The organism is Xanthomonas sp. LF02-5 (assembly GCF_034105325.1).
Classification (GTDB): domain Bacteria; phylum Pseudomonadota; class Gammaproteobacteria; order Xanthomonadales; family Xanthomonadaceae; genus Xanthomonas_A; species Xanthomonas_A sontii.
On sequence record NZ_JAXGGF010000010.1, the window covers coordinates 69,467 to 88,097 of the forward strand.

General features: G+C 72.9%; 13 protein-coding genes. 5 read left to right on the top strand and 8 right to left on the bottom strand.

What is annotated here, in order from left to right; all coding sequences use genetic code 11:
• The first annotated feature begins 4 nt into the window (after nt 1-4).
• A complete protein-coding gene (locus SLW52_RS20035) occupies nt 5-436 on the top strand; it encodes a phosphotransferase (RefSeq protein WP_267098996.1) in 432 nt (143 codons plus the stop codon).
• A 275-nt stretch (nt 437-711) separates the two neighbouring features.
• Nucleotides 712-1,449 carry a 3-oxoacyl-ACP reductase FabG gene (fabG, locus tag SLW52_RS20040; protein WP_267083980.1) on the top strand — a complete coding sequence of 246 codons (738 nt, stop codon included), beginning with the start codon at nt 712-714 and terminating at the stop codon, nt 1,447-1,449.
• Nucleotides 1,450-1,510: 61 nt separating this feature from the next.
• Here fabG and SLW52_RS20045 read toward each other — a convergent pair whose 3' ends face one another.
• The 5 genes from SLW52_RS20045 to SLW52_RS20065 all read right to left on the bottom strand — a co-directional run bounded on the left by SLW52_RS20045 (nt 1,511) and on the right by SLW52_RS20065 (nt 7,821).
• On the bottom strand, nt 1,511-3,187 hold the full coding sequence (locus SLW52_RS20045) for a tannase/feruloyl esterase family alpha/beta hydrolase (RefSeq protein ID WP_320741085.1): 1,677 nt from the start codon (nt 3,185-3,187) through the stop codon (nt 1,511-1,513).
• A 209-nt stretch (nt 3,188-3,396) separates the two neighbouring features.
• Nucleotides 3,397-5,022, bottom strand: coding sequence for a tryptophan 7-halogenase (locus tag SLW52_RS20050; RefSeq protein ID WP_320741087.1), 1,626 nt, complete (start codon nt 5,020-5,022; stop codon nt 3,397-3,399).
• Nucleotides 5,019-5,840, bottom strand: a complete 822-nt coding sequence (locus SLW52_RS20055) for a glycosyltransferase family 2 protein (protein ID WP_148827777.1) — start codon at nt 5,838-5,840, stop codon at nt 5,019-5,021. The genes SLW52_RS20050 and SLW52_RS20055 overlap by 4 nt, the downstream gene beginning before the upstream one ends.
• Complete coding sequence (locus SLW52_RS20060; RefSeq protein ID WP_152181496.1) at nt 5,837-6,613, bottom strand: beta-ketoacyl synthase chain length factor; 777 nt, start codon at nt 6,611-6,613, stop codon at nt 5,837-5,839. Before SLW52_RS20060 ends, SLW52_RS20055 begins: the two co-directional genes overlap by 4 nt.
• Nucleotides 6,614-6,621: 8 nt before the next feature.
• Nucleotides 6,622-7,821, bottom strand: a complete 1,200-nt coding sequence (locus tag SLW52_RS20065; RefSeq protein ID WP_295932173.1) for a beta-ketoacyl-[acyl-carrier-protein] synthase family protein — start codon at nt 7,819-7,821, stop codon at nt 6,622-6,624.
• Between the two features lie 217 nt (nt 7,822-8,038).
• On the opposite strand from SLW52_RS20065, the gene SLW52_RS20070 reads away from it, so the two are divergent.
• Nucleotides 8,039-8,299, top strand: a complete 261-nt coding sequence (locus SLW52_RS20070; RefSeq protein ID WP_017909431.1) for a YcgL domain-containing protein — start codon at nt 8,039-8,041, stop codon at nt 8,297-8,299.
• Nucleotides 8,292-11,609: an ankyrin repeat domain-containing protein gene (locus SLW52_RS20075; protein ID WP_152235922.1), complete on the top strand. Its 3,318-nt coding sequence runs from the start codon at nt 8,292-8,294 to the stop codon at nt 11,607-11,609. The genes SLW52_RS20070 and SLW52_RS20075 overlap by 8 nt, the downstream gene beginning before the upstream one ends.
• A 301-nt stretch (nt 11,610-11,910) precedes the next feature.
• Here the strand turns inward: SLW52_RS20075 and SLW52_RS20080 are convergent, their stop codons facing one another.
• Together SLW52_RS20080 and SLW52_RS20085 are read right to left on the bottom strand one after the other, a co-directional pair.
• Nucleotides 11,911-13,797, bottom strand: a complete 1,887-nt coding sequence (locus tag SLW52_RS20080; RefSeq protein ID WP_017915918.1) for a S8 family serine peptidase — start codon at nt 13,795-13,797, stop codon at nt 11,911-11,913.
• 63 nt (nt 13,798-13,860) lie between these two features.
• Nucleotides 13,861-16,197 carry a YadA-like family protein gene (locus SLW52_RS20085; protein ID WP_267083976.1) on the bottom strand — a complete coding sequence of 779 codons (2,337 nt, stop codon included), beginning with the start codon at nt 16,195-16,197 and terminating at the stop codon, nt 13,861-13,863.
• Nucleotides 16,198-16,410: 213 nt separating this feature from the next.
• Between SLW52_RS20085 and SLW52_RS20090 the strand changes: the two genes are divergently transcribed.
• Nucleotides 16,411-17,769, top strand: coding sequence for a HAMP domain-containing sensor histidine kinase (locus SLW52_RS20090; protein ID WP_267103391.1), 1,359 nt, complete (start codon nt 16,411-16,413; stop codon nt 17,767-17,769).
• A gap of 51 nt (nt 17,770-17,820) precedes the next feature.
• Here the strand turns inward: SLW52_RS20090 and SLW52_RS20095 are convergent, their stop codons facing one another.
• On the bottom strand, nt 17,821-18,531 hold the full coding sequence (locus tag SLW52_RS20095) for a response regulator transcription factor (RefSeq protein WP_017915915.1): 711 nt from the start codon (nt 18,529-18,531) through the stop codon (nt 17,821-17,823).
• Between the last annotated feature and the right edge of the window lie 100 nt (nt 18,532-18,631).

The window sequence follows — 18,631 nt, forward strand, 5'->3', positions numbered from 1 at the left end:
ACCCTTGCACGGACGCGACGCCATCGCCGCCCTTGTCCCGCACCAGGGCCTGATGTGCCTGTGGGAAGAGGTGGTGGCCTGGGACGCGCAGCGCGTGGTGTTGCGCAGCGTCGCGCATCGCCAGGCCGCGCATCCGCTGCGCAGTGGCGATCGGCTGCGCGCGCTGCACCTGTGCGAGTACGGTGCGCAGGCGATGGCGGTGCACGGTGGCCTGCTCGGTCGCGCCGCGGGCACGCCGGTGCGGCCGGGCATGCTGGTGGCGCTGCGCGGGGTGCAGTTGCACGTCAGCGAACTGCAGGATCTGCCCGGTCCGATCGAAGGCGAGGCCGAGGTGCTGCTGCAGGCCGAGGACAGCCAGCAGTACGCCTTCCGCATCAGCCATGCCGGGCAGTTGCTGGCCGAGGGTCGCGCCACGGTGATGCTGGGCGCGGCGTGACTGCGTAGGCCTCGACGGCCCTGCAGGCGCGGCGAGCGCCGCTTGCCGAAGAGCCCGGCGTGGAAGGCGTCGGGACTGAAGTCCCTCCCACAGTGCACCCAGGCAATGCACGGGCACGTTCCTGCAGGTGTCGTTTCGCGGTGTCGTGTGTCATCGATCGCGATAGGTTTCCACGATAACGTCCGCCCGCGGCTGCTGCGGCGTCGGACGGGGTGCCCGCGGTGCGCGACGAGTCGTTAGGATGGCGGCCCTGTCCCTCCGCCCAAGGAACCACGATGTCCCAGCCTGCTTCCCCGCGCCGCGCCCTGGTCACCGGCGGCAGCGGCGATCTCGGTGGCGCGATCTGCCGTGCCCTGGCCGCGCAGGGCCTGCACGTGATCGTGCACGCCAATGCCAACGTCGCGCGGGCCGTGGCGGTGGTGGAGGCGATCGTCGCCGCCGGCGGCAGCGCCGAGGCGGTGGCGTTCGACGTGGCCGATGCCGAGGCCAGCGCGCAGGCGCTGGCGGCCTTGCTGGAGGCCGGCCCGATCCAGGTGCTGGTCAACAACGCCGGCATCCACGACGACGCGCCGATGGCGGGCATGAGCGCGGCGCAGTGGCATAAGGTCATCGACGTTTCGCTGCACGGTTTCTTCCACGTCACCCAGCCGCTGCTGCTGCCGATGGCGCGCACGCGCTGGGGCCGCATCGTCAGCGTGTCCTCGGTGTCGGCGGTGCTGGGCAACCGCGGGCAGACCAACTACGCCGCGGCCAAGGCGGCGCTGCACGGCGCCAGCATGTCGCTGGCGCGGGAAATGGCCAGCCGCGGCATCAGCGTCAACGTGGTCGCACCGGGCGTGATCCAGGGTGCGATGGCCGAGAGCGCGTTCCCGCCGGAGGCGATCAAGCAGATGGTCCCGGCCGGGCGTCCGGGCAAGCCGGAGGAAGTGGCGGCGTTGATCGCCTTCCTGTGCTCGGACGCGGCCGCCTACATCAACGGCCAGGTCATCGGCATCAACGGCGGCATGGGCTGACCGCCTCGAAAACGACGCGGCCGTTGCACCGCCATGCCGGCGGCGCAACGGCGACGGGCGCTCAGCGGCAGACGAAGCTGGACGCCGCCTCCACGTCGCCGCCGACGTAGCGCGCCACCTGCGGATACGGGCACAGCGGACGGCTGCGCTGGCTGCTCCAGTTGGCCGGCACCTCGTTGTTGGGCGCGGCGCTGCCGCTGCCGCGTGCGCTGGCGACGATCGCGGCCGGCGCCTGGCCCTGCTCGACCCAGGCCACCAGTGGGGTCAGCGCATCGAACTGGTCGGTGGCCGGCCCGCCGGCGCAATGCGCCATCGCCGGCACCGCGAACAAGCGTGCGTAGCTGGCGGCGTCGGCATCGGCGGTGCGCAGGCGGTCGTACCAGGCCGCGGTATCGGCGAAGGAGAAGATGCCGTCGCCGGTGCCGTGGTAGATCAGCAGCTTGCCGCCGCGCTTCTTCAGCGTGGTCAGCCGGGTCTCGTTCGGCGGGGTCATGTACGACCACGCGGATTCGCCAAAGGCGCCGGCCGTGGCGAAGATCTTCGGCGCGTCGCGGTCCATGTCGAACTGCAGCGCGTAGCGCTTCAGATCCTGCAGCACCGCCGGATCCTCGGGCGGGGTGACGAAGCCGAAGGCCACCGAGCCGGGCACCAGGGTCAGCGAGGCGTCCTGCCGCCAGCCGGCCCAGTCGCCGCTGGCGATACCCGGGTCGTAGGGGAAGGGCGCGTACAGCGGCGTGCCGGCGCTGTTGCGCGCGCCGGCGTGGATGGCGCCGAGCGCGCGCTTCTGCGCCGGGGTCAGGCATTGGCCGGTGCGCCCGGCGCTGCCGCAGGTGGCGACATCGCGGTTCAGGTCGAAGCGGCGCTGGCAGGCGAGCACGTCCTGCACCATGCCGTCGCGCACGCCGTCCAGCGCATCGCAGGTGGCGAGGATGCGCTCGGCCACCAGGCTGCGCTCGGCGGCGCTCAGGCCGCTGCGCGTGTCGCTGCCGCCTGCCAGCGCCGCCAGTTGCTGGGCCGCGGCCAGATCCGCGATCGCAGCCTTGGGCAGATGGAACCCGGGGTCGCCGACCAGGATGCCGTCGTAGTCCTGCGCGTCGCGCGCGGCGGCGACCATGCCATGGCGGCCGCCGTTGGAGCAGCCGCCGAAGTAGCTGTAGTCCGGCGCCTTGCCGTAGGCGATCTGCACCACGCGCTTGGCCATCGGCGTCAGCGCCTGCACCGCCTGGTAGCCGTAGTCCAGGCGCGCCTGCGGATCGCGGCCGAACAGCGGGTTCTGCGCATTGCTGTGCCCGGCATCGGAACTGATGACCGCAAAGCCCATGCGCAGCGGGTTGTCGCGCTGGCCGCCGCCGCCGATGTCGCCAAGCGCCGGGACCACGTTGCCGTCCAGGCCGCCGTTGGCCTGGTAGAAGAAGCGCCCGTTCCATGCCGCCGGCAAGCGCATCTCGAAGCCGATCGCATAGGACTGGCCGTCGCTGCCGACGCGTTCGTGCATCAGCCCGGTGACCTGGCAGTGTGCGCCGATCGGCTGGCCGGCCACCTGCAGGGCGCCGGCCGCCACGCTGCGTACCGCGGTGAAGCGGGTGCCGGGATAGGCGAGCCGGCTCGCCAGCGCGTCGCACGACTGCTGCAGTGGTGCCGGCGAGGCCGGTGCGCGCGCGGTCGTCTGCGCTTGTGCGGTGGAGGAGGCGGCGAGAGCGGCCAGCGGCAGGGCCAAGGCGAGCAGCGTGGAGCGCATGGAGTTCTCCTGGAGGACGCGCCGGGCGCGGCGGGCCTGTGTCGCGCCGGTGGCGCCAGGGCGTCAACCGCCGTGCGTGCGAAAACCCGAATGTGCGGGCGATATTCGCACTGTGTGACGCGTGCCGCGCAATTGCGCGCCCGCCTGGCGCCTCGCGGCGGGGAAGCGAAGCGCGCGTTGTTGCAGGGCGGCATGGCCCTGCGCGTGGATCAGGCGGCGTCGGCGTACCAGGCCGGCGACAGGACCGGCAGCGGCGTCGCCGCGTCGCGGCAGGCATCCAGCAGGCCGTGGTCGGCCAGCGTCGGATGCTGCTGGCGGGCGCGCGCGAGGATCTCCCCGGCCAGTTCCGCCATGCGCGCGACGTTGCCGTGCAGGCGGGCGACGAAGGCGGCATCGTCCAGCCGGTCGCTCAGGGCGCGGTTGAGTTCGTGGAACCAGCCGATCAGGTACTGATCCAGCAGGCGACCGTCGGCCACCGCCGCGGCCTGCGCGCGGTTGGCCGCGCCCCAGTCGCGCAGCAGCGCCTGCATGCCCAGGTTGAGCGCGCTGGCCTGCTGTAGCGCCGGGCGCAGCCGGCCCAGTACCGCCAGGTCGGCGATGCGGTCGGCGCAGTACAGCGGCGCCAGCAGCGACCAGTAGTAGGTGTAGTCCCAGATCACCTTGACCGGCATCACCTGGGCGTCGCCGAACAGCGGGTACTGGTCCTGGTAGAGGGTCAGGGTGTTCTCGTAGAAGGAGAAGTACAACTGCTGGTACAGCTCGGCATACGGCGCGATGTCGCGCCCGGCGCGCTCGCGCCCGATCAGTTCGCAGATGTAGGTGTTGCTGATGGCGATGAAGTCGCTGCCCGGGGAATAGAACGGGTCCAGGAACACGCCGGCCTCGCCGGTCAGCGCCCAGCGCTGTGCCGAGAACACCTGCTTGCAGCCGTAGGAGAAGTCGCGCAGGAACAGGAAATCCTGCACCGTGTGCTCGCTGCGCTCCAGCGTGCTGGCCACCTGCGGCTGGTGCGTGCGCAGCCAGTCCATCGCCTTGGCGTGGGTGTTCATGGTTTCCAGCGGATGCAGGGCGGCATCGCAGACGATGCCCAGCGAATGCGCGCCGGAGGACAGCGGGATCAGCCAGAACCAGTAGCCGGGGCCGCACATGTGGTTGGTCGAACGCCAGCGGTCCGGCGGCGTGCAGCGCTGCAGCCAGGCGCTGTCCTGCGACCAGCCGTTGGGATCGACCAATCCGTCCACCCGCCACCACACCGCGTTGGCCTGGTGCGCGTTGTCCTGGGCCAGGCCGAGCTTGCGCTTGAGCAGGCCGGCGCGGCCGCTGGCGTCGATCACCCAGCGCGCCTGCAGGCTGGCCTCGGCGCCGTCGCGGCTGTAGCGCACGCAGTGGTCGCCGTCGTCCTCGGCCAGGTCGACGCCGCGCACCGTGCTGCCGTCGAGGAATTCCACGCCCATCTCGCGCGCGCGCTGCCCGAGAAAGTTCTCGAAGCGGCCGCGATCGATCTGCCACGAGGGGGTGGGCAGCAACTGGCTCACCCCGAGCTCGGTGCACTGGTCGATGTCGGTGCGCCCGTCGGAGAAGAAGAAGCGGAAGCCGAACTTGCGGATCTGTTCGGCATCCAGGTGCTCGCGCAGGCCCAGCACCTCGGCGAAGTAGTGCGCGCCGATCTCCACCGAGGACTCGCCGACCTTGAAGGCGGCCTCGCGTACCGGGTGCGCGCGCCGTTCCAGCACGCGGATGCGCAACTGCGGGTCGCGCTGGCGCAACTGCAGCGCCAGGGTCAGCCCGGCCAGCCCGCCGCCCAGAATCGCCACATCCGCCTGCGCTGCCTTCATGTCGTCTTTTCCTTGGCGACGGCCAGGGGGGCCGTGTCGAGGGTGCCGTCGATGTCGTCGATCAGCACCGGGTTGGCGCGGGTGCGCCGGTACTCGCGCACCACGTGCCCATAGGTCCACACCTGCACGATCACGTGCGAGGTGATCTTCCACAGATCGCGCACCAGCCGGAAGTGGCTCTTGCGGAACGTGCCGGGGGTCTGGTTGGCGTAGCGGGTCTCGATCGGCACCGCCACCACCCGCGCGCCGGCCTGGCGCGCGGCCGAGATCAGCAGCTGCGCCTCGAACACGAAGCCTTCGCCGGGCACGTCGGGCAGGGTGTAGACCGACTGCGGGTACAGGCGCTGGCCGCTCTGGCTGTCGACCAGGCGGAAGCCGCAGCCCCAGGCGATGCCCCAGTCGCCGAAATCGTTGCCGATGCGGCGGATCGGCGGCTGGCTGGCGCGCTTGCGCAGGCGCGCGCCCACGATCACGCAGCCGGGATGGCGGTTGGCCGCGGCCAGCAACCGCGGGAAGTCGGCGGCGCTGTGCTGGCCGTCGCCGTCCATGGTCATCACCGCGCGCGCGCCCTGGCGCTGCGCTTCGGCGAAGCCGCTGCGCAGCGCCGCGCCCTTGCCGCGGCGCTGCGGATGGCGCAGCAGGGTCACCGGCAGGTCGGCGATGCAGTCGCTGGTGCCGTCGTCGGAGCCGTCGTCGACCACGATCACCCGCGGGCAGTAGGCCAGCGCGTCGCTGACCACCTCGCGGATGCGCAGCCGTTCGTTGAGGGCCGGAATCAGGATCGCCGCGTCGGCGGCGCTCAGCGGCGTGCGGCTCATGCGCGCAGCTCCACCTGCAGGCAGCGGCCGCCGCCGGCATCGAGCACGCAACCGCTGCTGCCCAGCGCCAGCGCGTCGAACAGCGGCAGCATCGGCGCCATCGCGTTGCCCGCGACATGCCGCGCCAGCGGGCCATCGCCAACCGGCGCGGTGCCGTCGCGCAGTTGTACCTGCAATTGCGGCTTGCCGTCGCGTGCGCCCGCGCTCAGCACCAGCGCGCCGCCGAGCAGGCCCTCGCTGCGCGCGATCCGGCCCAGCGCCCCCACCGAGCGGCTGTCGTAGCCGACCAGCAGCACCGCGTCTTCGCCCGCGGCCAGTTGCGACAGCGCTTCCAGCAGTCCCTGCGCGAAACTGCCGCTGTGCGCGCTGATCGCGGTCGCCGCGGCGGTGGCGCCGGCGCCGATGGTCCAGTAGCCGGCGGCGGCGTTGTGCACCGAGTTGTGGAACTTGGTCGGCGACACCGACAGCGGTTCGCTGGCCAGGGTGGTGCACATGTAGTCGGTGATCGCCAGGTCGCCGTGGGTGGAGGTGAACACCGACGGCAGCGTGGCCGGGTCGCGGCCGGCGTCCTGGCAGGCGGCCAGCGCCGCGTCCAGCGACACCGCCACCGTGTCCGGCGCGCGGCGGCGCTCGTTCGGCGCCAGCAACTGCGGCGAGGGCCGGCCGGGCGTCTCCAGCGGCGCGCCTTCGCCGCGCGCGAACGCCTGTGCCAGCGTCCATCCGGGCAGGCCGGGCGCCCAGAACCCGATGCCTTCGATCGTCGCGCTCAGCATGGGCGTGCTCATGCGCGGCCGAACAGCAGCGAGCAGTTGTTGCCGCCGAAGCCGAAGGAGTTGTTCATCGCGTAGCGGACCTGTGCATGGGCGGTGGCGAAGCGGATCTGCGGGCCGCAGGCGGGATCGGGCAGTTCGCTGTTGAGGGTGCCGGGCAGCAGGCCGTCGCGCAGCGCCAGCAGCGCGAATACCGACTCGACGATGCCGGCGGCGCCGAGCGTGTGCCCGGTCCAGGCCTTGGTCGAACTGGCGTGCAGGGTCGGCGGGAACAGCGCCGCCACCGCGGCGGCCTCGACGCTGTCGTTGGCCGGGGTCGCGGTGCCGTGCAGGTTGAGATACCCGACTTCGGCCGGGTCCACGCCGGCGCGCTGCAACGCGCCGCGCATCGCCAGGCCGGCGCCCAGCCCCTGCGGATGCGGCGCGGACATGTGGTGGGCGTCGCTGGATTCGCCGTAGCCGCACAGCAGCGCCTGCGCCGGCGGCGCGTCGGCGGCATCGGCGCGTTCCAGCAGTGCGTAGCCGCCGGCCTCGCCCAGCGACAGCCCGACCCGGCGCACGTCGAACGGCCGGCACGGCTCCGGCGACACCACCTGCAGCGAGTTGAAGCCGAACAGCACGCTGCCGCACAGCGTGTCCACGCCGCCGACCAGCGCCGCATCGACCACGCCGGCGGCGATCAGCCGCGCCGCCTGGGCGAACACCTTGGCGCTGGACGAGCAGGCGGTGGCGACAGTGATGCAGGGGCCGCGCAGGCCGGTGGCGGCACGCACGAAATCGCCGAGCGAATGCGGGGTGTGCACGATCGGCCGGTCCAAGTCGGCGGGCATGCGCGGACCCTCCGCATCGTGCTCGAGCCGGGTGTAGGCCTCCTCGCTGGCGCCGATGCTGGAGGTGGAGGTGCCCATCACCACCGCCACCCGTTCGGCGCCGTGGCGTTGCGCCGCGGCGGCCACGGCCGCGGCCATGCCGTCCTGTTGCAGGGCGAGCCAGGCCAGGCGGTTGTTGCGGCATTCCCACGCGGCCAGGGCCTCCGGCAGCGCGGCGGTTTCCAGCGCGTCCACCCGGCCGATCCAGCATTCCAGCGGTTGCGGACCGAAGTCGTTGCGACGCAGGCCACTGCGGCCCTCGCGCAGCGCCGCGGCCTGGGCCTGCAGTCCGCTGCCGAGCGCGTTGGTCGCGGTGTAAGCGCGAATGGCCACCGGGGCCATGCGGGGCGACGAGGACGCTTCGGTCACGCGGTATTCCATACAAGGACAATCGCCGCAGTATATCGACGCATTCGGTCATGCCGTGAAACACCCACGACGCGAACGTGAATAGCGCCCGCGCCCGGATCCGTTCAGCGCAGGGCCGGCGTGCGCTTTCGCCGCTGGCGCATTTCCTCCACAATCGCTTGCCTTTCCACGCCAGGCGCACGCCACGGGCATGCAAGCCTACGTCTACAAAAGCCAACGCAAGCCGGACACCTATCTGTATCTCGCCGCCCGCGACGACTTCGGCCGTCTGCCGCCGGCGCTGCTGGCGTCGCTGCAGCCGCTGGCGTTCGTGCTCGAGGTGGCGTTGACCGCCGAACGCACGCTGGCCCGCGCCGATCCGGCCGCGGTGCGCGCCAACCTCGCCGGCTGCGGCTTCCATCTGCAATTGCCGCCGTCCCTGCCCGGCACCACCGATCGACACGATGACTGACTCCTTTCTCCGCGCGCGTGCGCCGATGCTCGCCGCCGCCCTGGGCGCGGTGCTGGCGCTGGCCGCCGGAATCGGCCCGCTGGCCGCCGCCCTGGGCGCATGGCTGGCGCAACCGGCGTTCGCGCTGGCGTTGTCCTGGCACCGTGGCAGCCGGCCGCGCCCACGCGCCGCGCGCGACCTGGTCGGCGCGGCGGCGTCGCTGCTGGTGCTGTGGGCCGGCGGCATGGCGCTGGTCGCGGTGCTGGTGGCCTGGCCGCTGGCGGCGCTGCACGACAGCGGCAGCCTGGCCGCCGCGTTGGCGCTGAGCGTGGCCGCCAGTGCCGCGCTGCTCGGGTTGTGGCGGACCTGGCCGCTGTGGCATGGCAGCGATGCCGAGGGCGGCCCGCTGGGCGCGCGCTGGCATGCGCTGGCGCAGCAGGACGTGCAGGCCTGGCGCGGGCTGGCGGTGGCCGCGCTGGTATTGGTGCTGGCCGGACTCGGCGTGGTGCTGGCCTGGCCGGGGCTGCTCGCCGAGGCCGCACGCTGGCCGCTGGCGTTGGCCTATGCGCTGCTGTCGCCGCTGCTGCACGCCGGCCTGCAACGGGTGGCGCCGCCGCAGACGCTGACCCCGCCGGTGTCCTCCGCCGACCTGTTCGCCGAACTCAGCGCCACCGCCGCGCCGCGCGCGGACGAGCCGCCGCCGGCGCAGGACGAACTGCATGCGGCGCTGTACGACGCCGCCCGCGGTGGTCGCGTCGATCGCGCGCTGCAACTGCTGCAGGCCGGCGCCGATCCGCACGCGCTGCCCGCCGCCGAGTGGCGCGACCAGCGCAGCCTGCCGGTGCTGGCCGCGGTGCTGCCGGACCTGCGCCTGCTGCGCGAACTGATCGTGCGTGGGGTCGACGTCAATCGCCCGCACCTGGGCATGACCCCGTTGCTGGCCGCCACCCGCGACAGCTGGCATGGCCGCCCGGAGGCGGTGATGACCCTGCTCGCCAACGGCGCCGACCCGCGCGCCAGCGACGGCGACGGCAACACCCCGCTGCATCACGCCGCACGCAGCTCCGACCCGGGCGTGGCTGCGCTGCTGCGCGACGCCGCTGCCGAACTGGACGCGGCTAACCGCGACGGCCTGACCCCGCTGGCGGTGGCCTGCCAGGTCGGCAACTGGCGCATGGCCAAGTTCCTGCTTGAGCGCGGCGCCAAGCCGGAGCCGGCCGAGGCCAGCCCGGTGCTGCTGGCCGCGGCCGGTACCGAGGAAGACGATCCGGCCGGCGTGCAGTTGCTGCTCAAGCACAAGGCGCGTGTCGACGCGCGCGATCGCCAGCGCCGCAGCGCGCTGCACGAGGCGGCGCAGGCCGGCCACGTGGAGATCGTGCAGGCCCTGCTCGGCGCCGGCGCCAACCTGGAAGCGCGCGATGCGCTGGGCCGCACGCCGTGGCTGGAAGCCGCCCGCCACGGCCGCGTGGCGGTGCTGGAACGGCTGCTGCCGCACAAGCCGGACCTGGTTGCGGTCGATGGCGATGGCCGCAACGCGATCCTGCTGGCCTGCACTGCCGACCACGTCGCCCCTGGGCTGATCCGGCGCCTGCTGGAGCTGGGCGTGGCGCCGGCGCAGCCGGACCAGAGCGGCCGCCGTGCCGTCGACCTGGCCGCCGAGGCCGGGCGCTGGGCGATCGTGTCCGCGCTGGACCCGGACTATCCGCTGCCGGCCGCGGTCAGCGACGGTCAGGGCGAGACCGGCCCGGCCGGGCTGCCCGACCGGCCGCCGCTGGAACTGCTGCGCGAAGGCCTGCAACTGGGCCAGCCGCGCGACGGCCTGGCCGCGCTGGCGCGGCTGTGCGCGGCCGAGGAACTGGGCGCGCTGCTGCACGAGCCGCCGCTGGCGTTGAACGCGCAGGCGGTGGACTGGCTGCTGGCGCATGGCGCCGAGCCGGAGGTGCTCGATGCCTGCGGCGACACCCCGATGTTCGCGCTGCTCTCGCGCGGCGTGGAGGCGGTGCCCAGCCTGCAGGCGATGCTGCGCCACGGCGTGTCGCCGGCCGGCCGCGGCGGCCTGACCCGCCTGCTCGCCGCCTGCGCGCAGCACGATCACGCGTCGCGCGCGCTGGAACAGTTCGCCCTGGAACTGCTGGAGCGCGGCGCCGATCCGTTCGCGCCGTCGCCGGCCGGCGATCCGCCGCTGTCGCTGGCGGTGCGCCTGGGCTGGCTGCGGCTGCAGCTGCAGTTGCTCGAGCGCGGCGCCGACCGCGAGGCGCGCGACAGCCACGGCATGACCGCGCTGCACCTGGCCGCCGCGCTGGGCCGCGAGGCCTCGCTGAAACTGCTGATCCAGCAGGGCGCCTCGCCGGATGCGCGCGCCGCCGACGGCCAGACCCCGCTCGGCGTGGCCCTGGCCAGCGGCCGCCGCGACCTGGCCGACTGGCTGGACTGGCGCACTTGGCCGCTGCCGCGGCGTCCGCTGCGCGAGGCCGACGTGCCGGCCGCGGCGATGGTCGGCGACGCCGAGGCGATCCGCCGCCTGATCGACCTCGGCCTGCCGGTGGATGCGGTGGACGCGCAGGGCTGCACCGCGTTGCTGCGCGCCGCCGGCGGCGGCCATGCCGAGGCAGTGAAACTGTTGCTGTCGCGCGGCGCCGATCTGCAGCACGCCGCGGCCAGCGGCGCCACGCCGCTGTCGGCGGCGGTGAGCATGCGCCAGACCGAGATCGTCGCGGCATTGCTGCAGGCCGGCGCGCAGATCGAACACCGCCTGCCGGGCGGGGTCACCGTGCTGATGCTGGCCTGCGCGCTGGGTCTGCCGGACATCGCCGCGCGGCTGCTGGCCGCCGGTGCCGACGTGCATGCCGGCGACGCCCAGCAACTGGCCCCGCTGCACTGCGCCGCGCTGTACGGCTTCACCGCGCGCGACAAGTCGCGCCTGCTGGCCCTGCTGGACACGCTGCTGCTGGCCGGCGCCGAGGCCGACCGCGGTTCCGCCGGTGGCGTCACGCCGCTGCTGCTGTTGCTGGGCGCGCGCGCCGAACCGGGCACGGCCTGCGAGGAGCCGGTGGTGCTGGCCGGCGTCGAGCGCCTGCTCGACGAGGAGGTCAGCCTGGAGGTGCAGGATCCGCGCGGCTTCGGCCCGCTGCACCTGGCTGCGCTGCACGGCCTGCCGCTGCTGGTGCAGCGCCTGCTGCGCGCCGGTGCAGATCCGGAACTGCGCGATACCTTGAACCGCACCCCGCGCGAGATCGCGGTGATGCGCGGCTTCGTCGACGTCGCCGGGCAGTTCCAGCCGGCGCTGCCGGGAGTGTCGTCGATGGCGCGGTTCCTGCGCGAAAGCCGCTAGCGCTCTTCCTTCTCCCATCGGGAGAAGGTGGCCCGGAGGGCCGGATGAGGGTCGGGCGCCGCCTCGCCTCGCCCATTGCACCGCGCCTCGTGCCGCACCCTCACCCCAACCCCTCTCCCGGTGGGAGAGGGGCTTGCGGTCTCGCGCCGCACCGCCGTGCACCATCCAGCAAAAAAATGCCCGCCGGAAGGCGGGCGAACTGCGTCATGGTAGGCACGTCGCTGCTTTCGGAACCGCTGCGGGAGGTCTTCCTCCCGCGCACGTGGCGCGGCGGCGAACGGCGCCGCCGCGCGATCGGGCGTTACTGCCGCCCGACCAGGGTCAGGCCGCTGTAGCTGCCGCTCAGGCGCACGTAGTAGGTCGTGGCGCTGGACGGGGTGAGGCGCACCGCCTGGGTGGTGCCGGCACGGGTGGAACGCGCGTCGTAGCTGCTGCTGGTCGGCGTCTTGCCCGCAGACACGTACATCGCCACGTTGCCGGTGCCGCCGAAGGTCATGAAGCTGACCACCGTGCCGGCCGCGGCCTGGAAGCTGTACAGCGCGTCGCCGCCCTGGCTGCCGATGCCGCGCATCTCCACCTTGTTGACCAGGGTCTTGGTCGGCGGCACGCAGCTGCTGTCGGACGGATCGCACGGCGGGGTGGTGGCCATCTGCAGCAGCATGTCCACGTCCAGGATGCCGGCGCCGATCGGCGTGCTGGTGGGGATCGCCACCGGGAACGGCCGCGCGCTGGCGCGCAGCAGGTCGCGCATGCCGGTCCAGCTGAAGGGCGTCTTGGCCACGCTCTGCACCATCGCCACCGCCGCGGCCACGTGCGGGGAGGCCATCGAGGTGCCGGCCATGCCGCCGATCTGCCAGTCGCCGGTCGGGCTCTGGGTGCCGCCGTTGATCACCTGGAAGATGTAGCCGTTCGGGTTGCCGTCGACGTCGCCGCCGCCGCCCGGCGCGGCGATGTCCACGCGCGTGCCGTAGTTGGAGTAGCTGGCGCGGCCGCCGTTCACCCGCGAAGCGCCGACGCTGATCACGCCGTTGCAGGAGGACATGGTGTAGGTGGCGGCATTGGCGTTGGAGTTGCCGGCGGCGACCACGATGATCGTGCCCTTGGCGTTGATCTGGTCGATCGCGTCCTGGTAGATCTGCGGGCAGGTGTCCGGCGCGCCGCTGCCCAGGCTCATGTTGATCACCTCGGCCGGGTTCGGGTTGGTCGGCAGGCCGGCCACCGGCAGGCCCGCGGCCCACAGCATGCCGTCGGCGATGTCGCTGCCGAAGCCGCCGCAGGAGCCGAGCACGCGCACCGGCACGATCTTGGCGTCGTAGGCCAGGCCGGCCGTGGCCAGGTTGTTGTTGGTGACCTGGGCGATGGTGCCGGAGACATGGCTGCCATGCCACGAACTCGGCGCCGGCGCATTGCCGGACGCGCCCAGCGCGGTGCAGTAGTCGGCTTCCACCCAGTCGCCCAGGTCGTAGCCGCCGGCCACGCGACCGTCCGTGTCGCGGCGCGAGACGCGGTGGTCGGTGATCATGTCGTAGCCGGGCAGCACGTTGGCGGCCAGATCCGGGTTGTCCTTGACCACGCCGGTATCGACCACCGCCACCACCACGCCCTTGCCGGTGGAGCGGGTCCAGCCCTGCTCGGCGTTGACCCCGCCGACCGGGTCGTGGAAGTTCCACTGCAGCTTGGCGTAGGCCGGATCGTTGGGGGTGGTGGAGGCGGCGGCCGCGATGGCGGCCGGCAGGCGCACGCTGGCCTCGTCCAGGCGCCGGTACAGCCGATCGACCTGCACCGACACCACCGACGGATCGGCCTTCAGCTCGTTGATGAAGGCGGTGCGCTCGCTGTCGCTGAGGTGGCGCGAGGTCTGCACCACATGCCAGCCCGGCACCGCCATGTCGCGCAGCACCTTGGCGCTGACTGCGCTGCGCAGCGTCAGGCCGTTGCTGCCGATCTGCGCGCGCTGCATGCCGCTGCGCGCCACTGCGCTGCTGAGGGTGCTGGCCAGCAGGCTGCGCGCCTGGCTGCCGCCGTCACGGGTCTTGACGATGAAGCGCTGGCCCAGGTCGTTGGCGCTGGCCGATTGCGGCACCGGACCTTGCACACCGCCCAGGCCGATGGTGGGGGAGGCCGCCTGCGCGCCACCGGCGAACAGGACGGCGGCGAGGGCAGCGGCGAGCGTATTGGAAGACATCATCTGCGGATCCTGGAAAGAGAGGTGAGAAGAAGAAAACGGCGGCGCGCGCGGCGCCGCGTGACGTCACAGATCGATGCCCACGCCGATGCCGGCCGAGGACTCGCCGCTGCTGAACGCGCCGCCCAGGCTGAACGAGGCGCGCGCGCCGATCTTGCGGGCATAGCCGACCGACAGCGCCTGCTGCCCGCCCTGGAAGCCGGCGCCGACCGACACGCGCCCGCGCGGGCTCTGCGTACCGGCGGCGTTGACCGCCATGTTGAGCATCGCCGCGCTCATCGCGCCGAGCCGGTCCATGCGCCGGTCCATGCCGTCGAGGCGATGTTCGGTGTCGGTGCGCAACTGGTTGAAGCTGTCGTCCAGCGCGGTGATGCGGGTGTTGGTGTAGGCGTTGGCGCTGCTCAGGGTGGCGCTGTTGCCGGCGCGCATCTGCGCCACATTGACCGCGTCGGTGTCGGCGCTGCCGGCGGCGACGTTGGCGACCTGGCGTTCGTTGCCGGCGCTGCCCACCGAGACCGTGTTGGCGCGGTTGGCGACCGAGCCCTGGCCCAGCGCCACCGAATTGGCGGCGCTGGCCGAGGCGCCCTGGCCGAGCGCGGTGGCCGAGGCGGCCGAGGCATTGGCGCTCTCGCCGAGCGCGACCGCGTTGGTCGCCACCGCGGCGACGCGGGCGTTGGCGCCGACCGCGGTGCTGCCGTCGGCATTGACCGTGGCGTTGCCGCCGATGGCGGTGTCGTTGGGGCCATAGGCCAGCGCCTGCGCGCCCATCGCCAGGCCGTTGTTGCCGTTGGCGGTGGCCCCGGAACCCACGGCCACGGCATTGGTGCCGGCGCCGGTGCTCGGCGCGCTCGCCGCACCGTCGCCGCCGCCCACGCTGATGCCGCCGGAACCGCCGATCGTGTTCAGGCGGTTGCCGAAGCCGGTCAGGGCGGTGTCGAGCGCGCCCATCGCCGAGCCCAGGTCGGTGTAGTGCGTGCCCTGCACCAGGTAATTGCCGCCGATCAGGTTGCCGTTGGCGTCGACCACGCTGCCGGCGCCGAACGCGGCGGCGACGTTGCGCAGCTGCGCCAGGTTGACCGCGTCGGTGTCCATGGTGCCGGCGGCCAGGTTGGTGAGCTGGCGCTCGGCGCCCGCTGCGCCGATGGACACGGTGTTGTCGCGTTCGGCGACCGAACCGGCGCCCAGCGCCACGCTGTTGTTGGTGATGGTCTGCTTGTCGTTGACGAACTGCGAGTTGCCGACCCGCGCGCCGGGGCCGATCGCGATCGACTGGTCGCCGAACACATCGGACTTGGTGCCGATGGCGATGCTGTCGTAGAACAGCACCGGCGTATCGAGGAAGAAGTTGCCGTTCCACACCATGCCCCCGCCCAGGGCCAGACTGCGGGTGCCGCCGGCCCAGGAGCGGTTGCCGAGCGCGGTGGAGCCGACGCCGCCGGCGAACGCGGCCGGGCCGACCGCGGTGCCGTCGTCGTTCTGGACGAACGCGCTGGGGCCCATGGCCACGCTGTGGGTGCCCCAGGCGCGTGCGCCGTTGCCGAAGGCGGTGGCCCACTCGGCGGTGGCCTGGCTCTGCGCGCCCACCGCCACGGCGGCGTACTGGTTGGCCACCGCGGTGGTGCCGACGGCGACGGTGCGGTTGGCGCTGGCTTCGGCCAGGGCGCCGACCGCGGTGGAACTGTAGGCCGTGGCCAGCGCGCCGCCGCCCAGCGCGGTGGACAGCGGGCCGGTGGCCTGCGTGGCCTGCATTTGGGTGCCTTCGGCGCCGAAGCCCGGACTCATCTCCTCGCCCACGTCGACGATGCCGCCGACGGCGACGCTGGAGCGGTCGCTGGCGATCGCGCCGGCGCCGGCCGCCACGTTGTACTTGCCGCTGGCCTGGGCGCCGGCGCCCAGCGCGGTGGCGGCCACGCCGGTGGCCGAAGTCTGCTGCAGGATCACCACGCCGTTGGGCTGGTAGGAGAAATCCAGGTCGAGCATGCCGCCGACGGCGGTGGTGGAGACCTCGGTGGCCAGGCTGTTGTGGCCCACCGCCACCGCGTGGTTGGCGTAGCCGACCGCACCGCCGCCGAGCGCGATGGTGCCGGTGCCGACCGCCGAGGCGGCCTCGCCGGCGGCCAGCGCTTCGTCGCCGTCGGCGTCGGCGCCGGCGTTGCTGTCGGCGCTGCCGGTGGCCTTGAAGTAGACGCTGGGGTCGTAGGTGGTCGCGGCTGGCGTGGCGCTGGCGTCGCTGGCCGTGGCGTCGGTGCCGGTGGACTGGGCTGTGCCGGTCGTCGTGGTGGTCGGCGTCTGCGCCATCGCCGTCGAAGTCAGGCACAGCGCGCAGGCCAGGGCCAGGGTGCTGTACGCGCGGGGAATCGGATGACGGGCGGCGGTGCCGCGCAGGGAAGAGCATGCGTTCATGGCGATCTCGGGCTGAAAAAACGGCAGGGCAGAAGGTGACGTCGGCGGCGCGTGTGCGCCTCCGCATCGGTCTGGAGTGGTCTGGAAACAGCGCCGTCGTCCCCGGGCGTGCTCCGTCATGCGAACTTAGGCCCGCCGTCACCGGCTTGTCACCTGCAAGTTCTCGCATGATCATCATCGGATTCTCACTGAACGGGAATGGAGCACGGCGGCATGGCGAAGGCGTTCTGGAACTGGCTGGGCCGCGCGCCGCTGGTGGACGAGGTGGATCGGCGCAATGCGCGGGTGATCCAGTTGCTGCTGCTGTTCCTGGCGGTGACCATTCCCGCCACGATCGTGGTGGCGGTGGTGCTGGCCTGGCCGGAGCTGCGCGGGCAGCCGCTGCCGCCGGGCATGCTGATTTCGTTGACCATGAGTCTGCTGATCGGGGTGTGCGCGGCGATCGGCTTCGTGCGCGTGCGCCATGGCGCCCTGCGCGGCGGCGTGCGGCTGCTGCTCGGGGCGATGCTCGGCTCGTTGCTGGTCAACGCCGCCATCCACGGCTTCCAGCGGCAGTTGCCGGATCAACTGGCGCAGATGCTGGTGCTGATCCTGGCCGGGTTGGTGCTGGGGCGCCGCGCGCTGTGGGTCACCTTCGTCGCCTTGCTGCTGATGCTCGGCGTCGGCGTGGGCCGCGATGCGCTGGCCGAACTGGCCGGCGCGCCGGCGCAGGCGCTGTTCAACGTGCTGCCGGTGTTGTTCAGTTACCTGCTGGTGGCGCTGCTGCTGGACCGCACCACCGAGGCGCTGCGCGAGAGCCTGCGCGAATCCAACGCGCGCGGCCAGCGCCTGCAGCAGGAGATGCAGGAACGCGAACGCGCACAGACCCAGCTGATCCACGCGCAGAAACGCGAGATCACCGAGCGCATGGCCAGCGGCCTGGCCCACGACTTCAACAACATCCTGGCGGTGATGTCCGGCTTCGCCGCCGCGCGCCACGACGACGACCTGACCAGCGACGCGCAGCGCATCGCGCAGCTGGAGGACAGCCTGGCGGCGGTGGAGGCATCGGCCGAGCGCGGCATGACCGTCGTGCGCCGGCTGCTGCGCTTCAGCCGCCGCGACGCCGAGCATGTCGAACGCTTCGACGCCGCGGCCGCGGTGGAGGCCTTGCAGCCGATGCTGCGGCAGTTGCTGGAAGCGCGGATCGTGCTGCGCTGCGCGCTGCCGGCGGCGCCGGCGCCGATCCGTTTCGAGCGCAGTCAGTTCGACCTGATGCTGCTGAACCTGGCCTCCAACAGCCGCGACGCGATCGCCGACCGCGGCCATTTCGACATCGCCGTGTCCAGCGAGGACGAGGGCACCGTCATCGAGGTCGCCGACGACGGCCACGGCATGCCGGCGGAGGTGGCCGCGCAGGTGTTCGAGCCGTTCTACAGCACCAAGCCCGCCGACAGCGGCACCGGCCTGGGCCTGGCGGTGGTGCGCGATCTGGTGGTGCGCGCCGGCGGCCGGATCCAGGTGCACAGCACGGTGGGCGTGGGCACGCGCTTCCGCATCGTGCTGCCGCACGCCGATGCGGTGGCGATGTAGCGCCTGCCCGGAAGGTCTGTGCGCTGCGGCGCCGCGCGCGCGTGGTGCGCGTCAGCCGGCGGGATCGAAGATGTAGCCCTTGCCGTGCACCGCGGCCAGCGGCAGCGGCTCGCCGCAGCGGCGCTGCACCTTGCTGCGCAGGCGGTGCACCATCGAATCCAGGCGGTGCGCGTCGAAGTCGTACACGCGGTCGGTGAGCGCGGCGATCAAGGCCTCGCGCGCCACCAGCAGGCCCGGTTGCTCGAGCAGGCGCAGGCACAGCCGGCGTTCGCTGCCGGTCAGCGCGGCGGCGGCGCCGGTCGGCGACAGCAGGCACCAGCCGTCCTCGCTCACCTGCCAGCGCCCGCGCGCTGGCGCCGCAGGCGGGCGCCCGCTCACGCGTCGCGCCAGGCTGTGCAGGGTCGCGGCCAGCAGGTCGATTTCCACCGGCTTGGACAGATAGGCGTCGGCGCCGCCGGTCAGGCCGCGGATGCGGTCCTCGGTCTGGCCCAGGCTGGTCAGCATGACGATGCCCAGGTCCGGGTATTGCAGGCGCAGCGCGCCTGCCAGGGTGAAGCCGTCGGTGTCGGGCAGGCCGACATCCAGCACCACGATCTCGGCGCCCTCGCGCTGCACCCGCTGCTGCAGTTCCGCGCCGGTGCCGCAGCCGTCGGCGGCGAAGCCGAAACGGCGCAGGCCCGGCACCAGGATGCGATCGCGCAGTATCGGATCGTCCTCCAGGACCAGAGTGCGCAGGGCGGCGGCAGCGGGATCGGAAGTCATGCGCAGCCGCAGTGTAGCCGCAGCCGGCCGCTTGCGCGCGCCTGAACGGCGCCGCGCGGCGATTACGCGACGCAAACACCGGCGCTGGCAGACTCGCCGC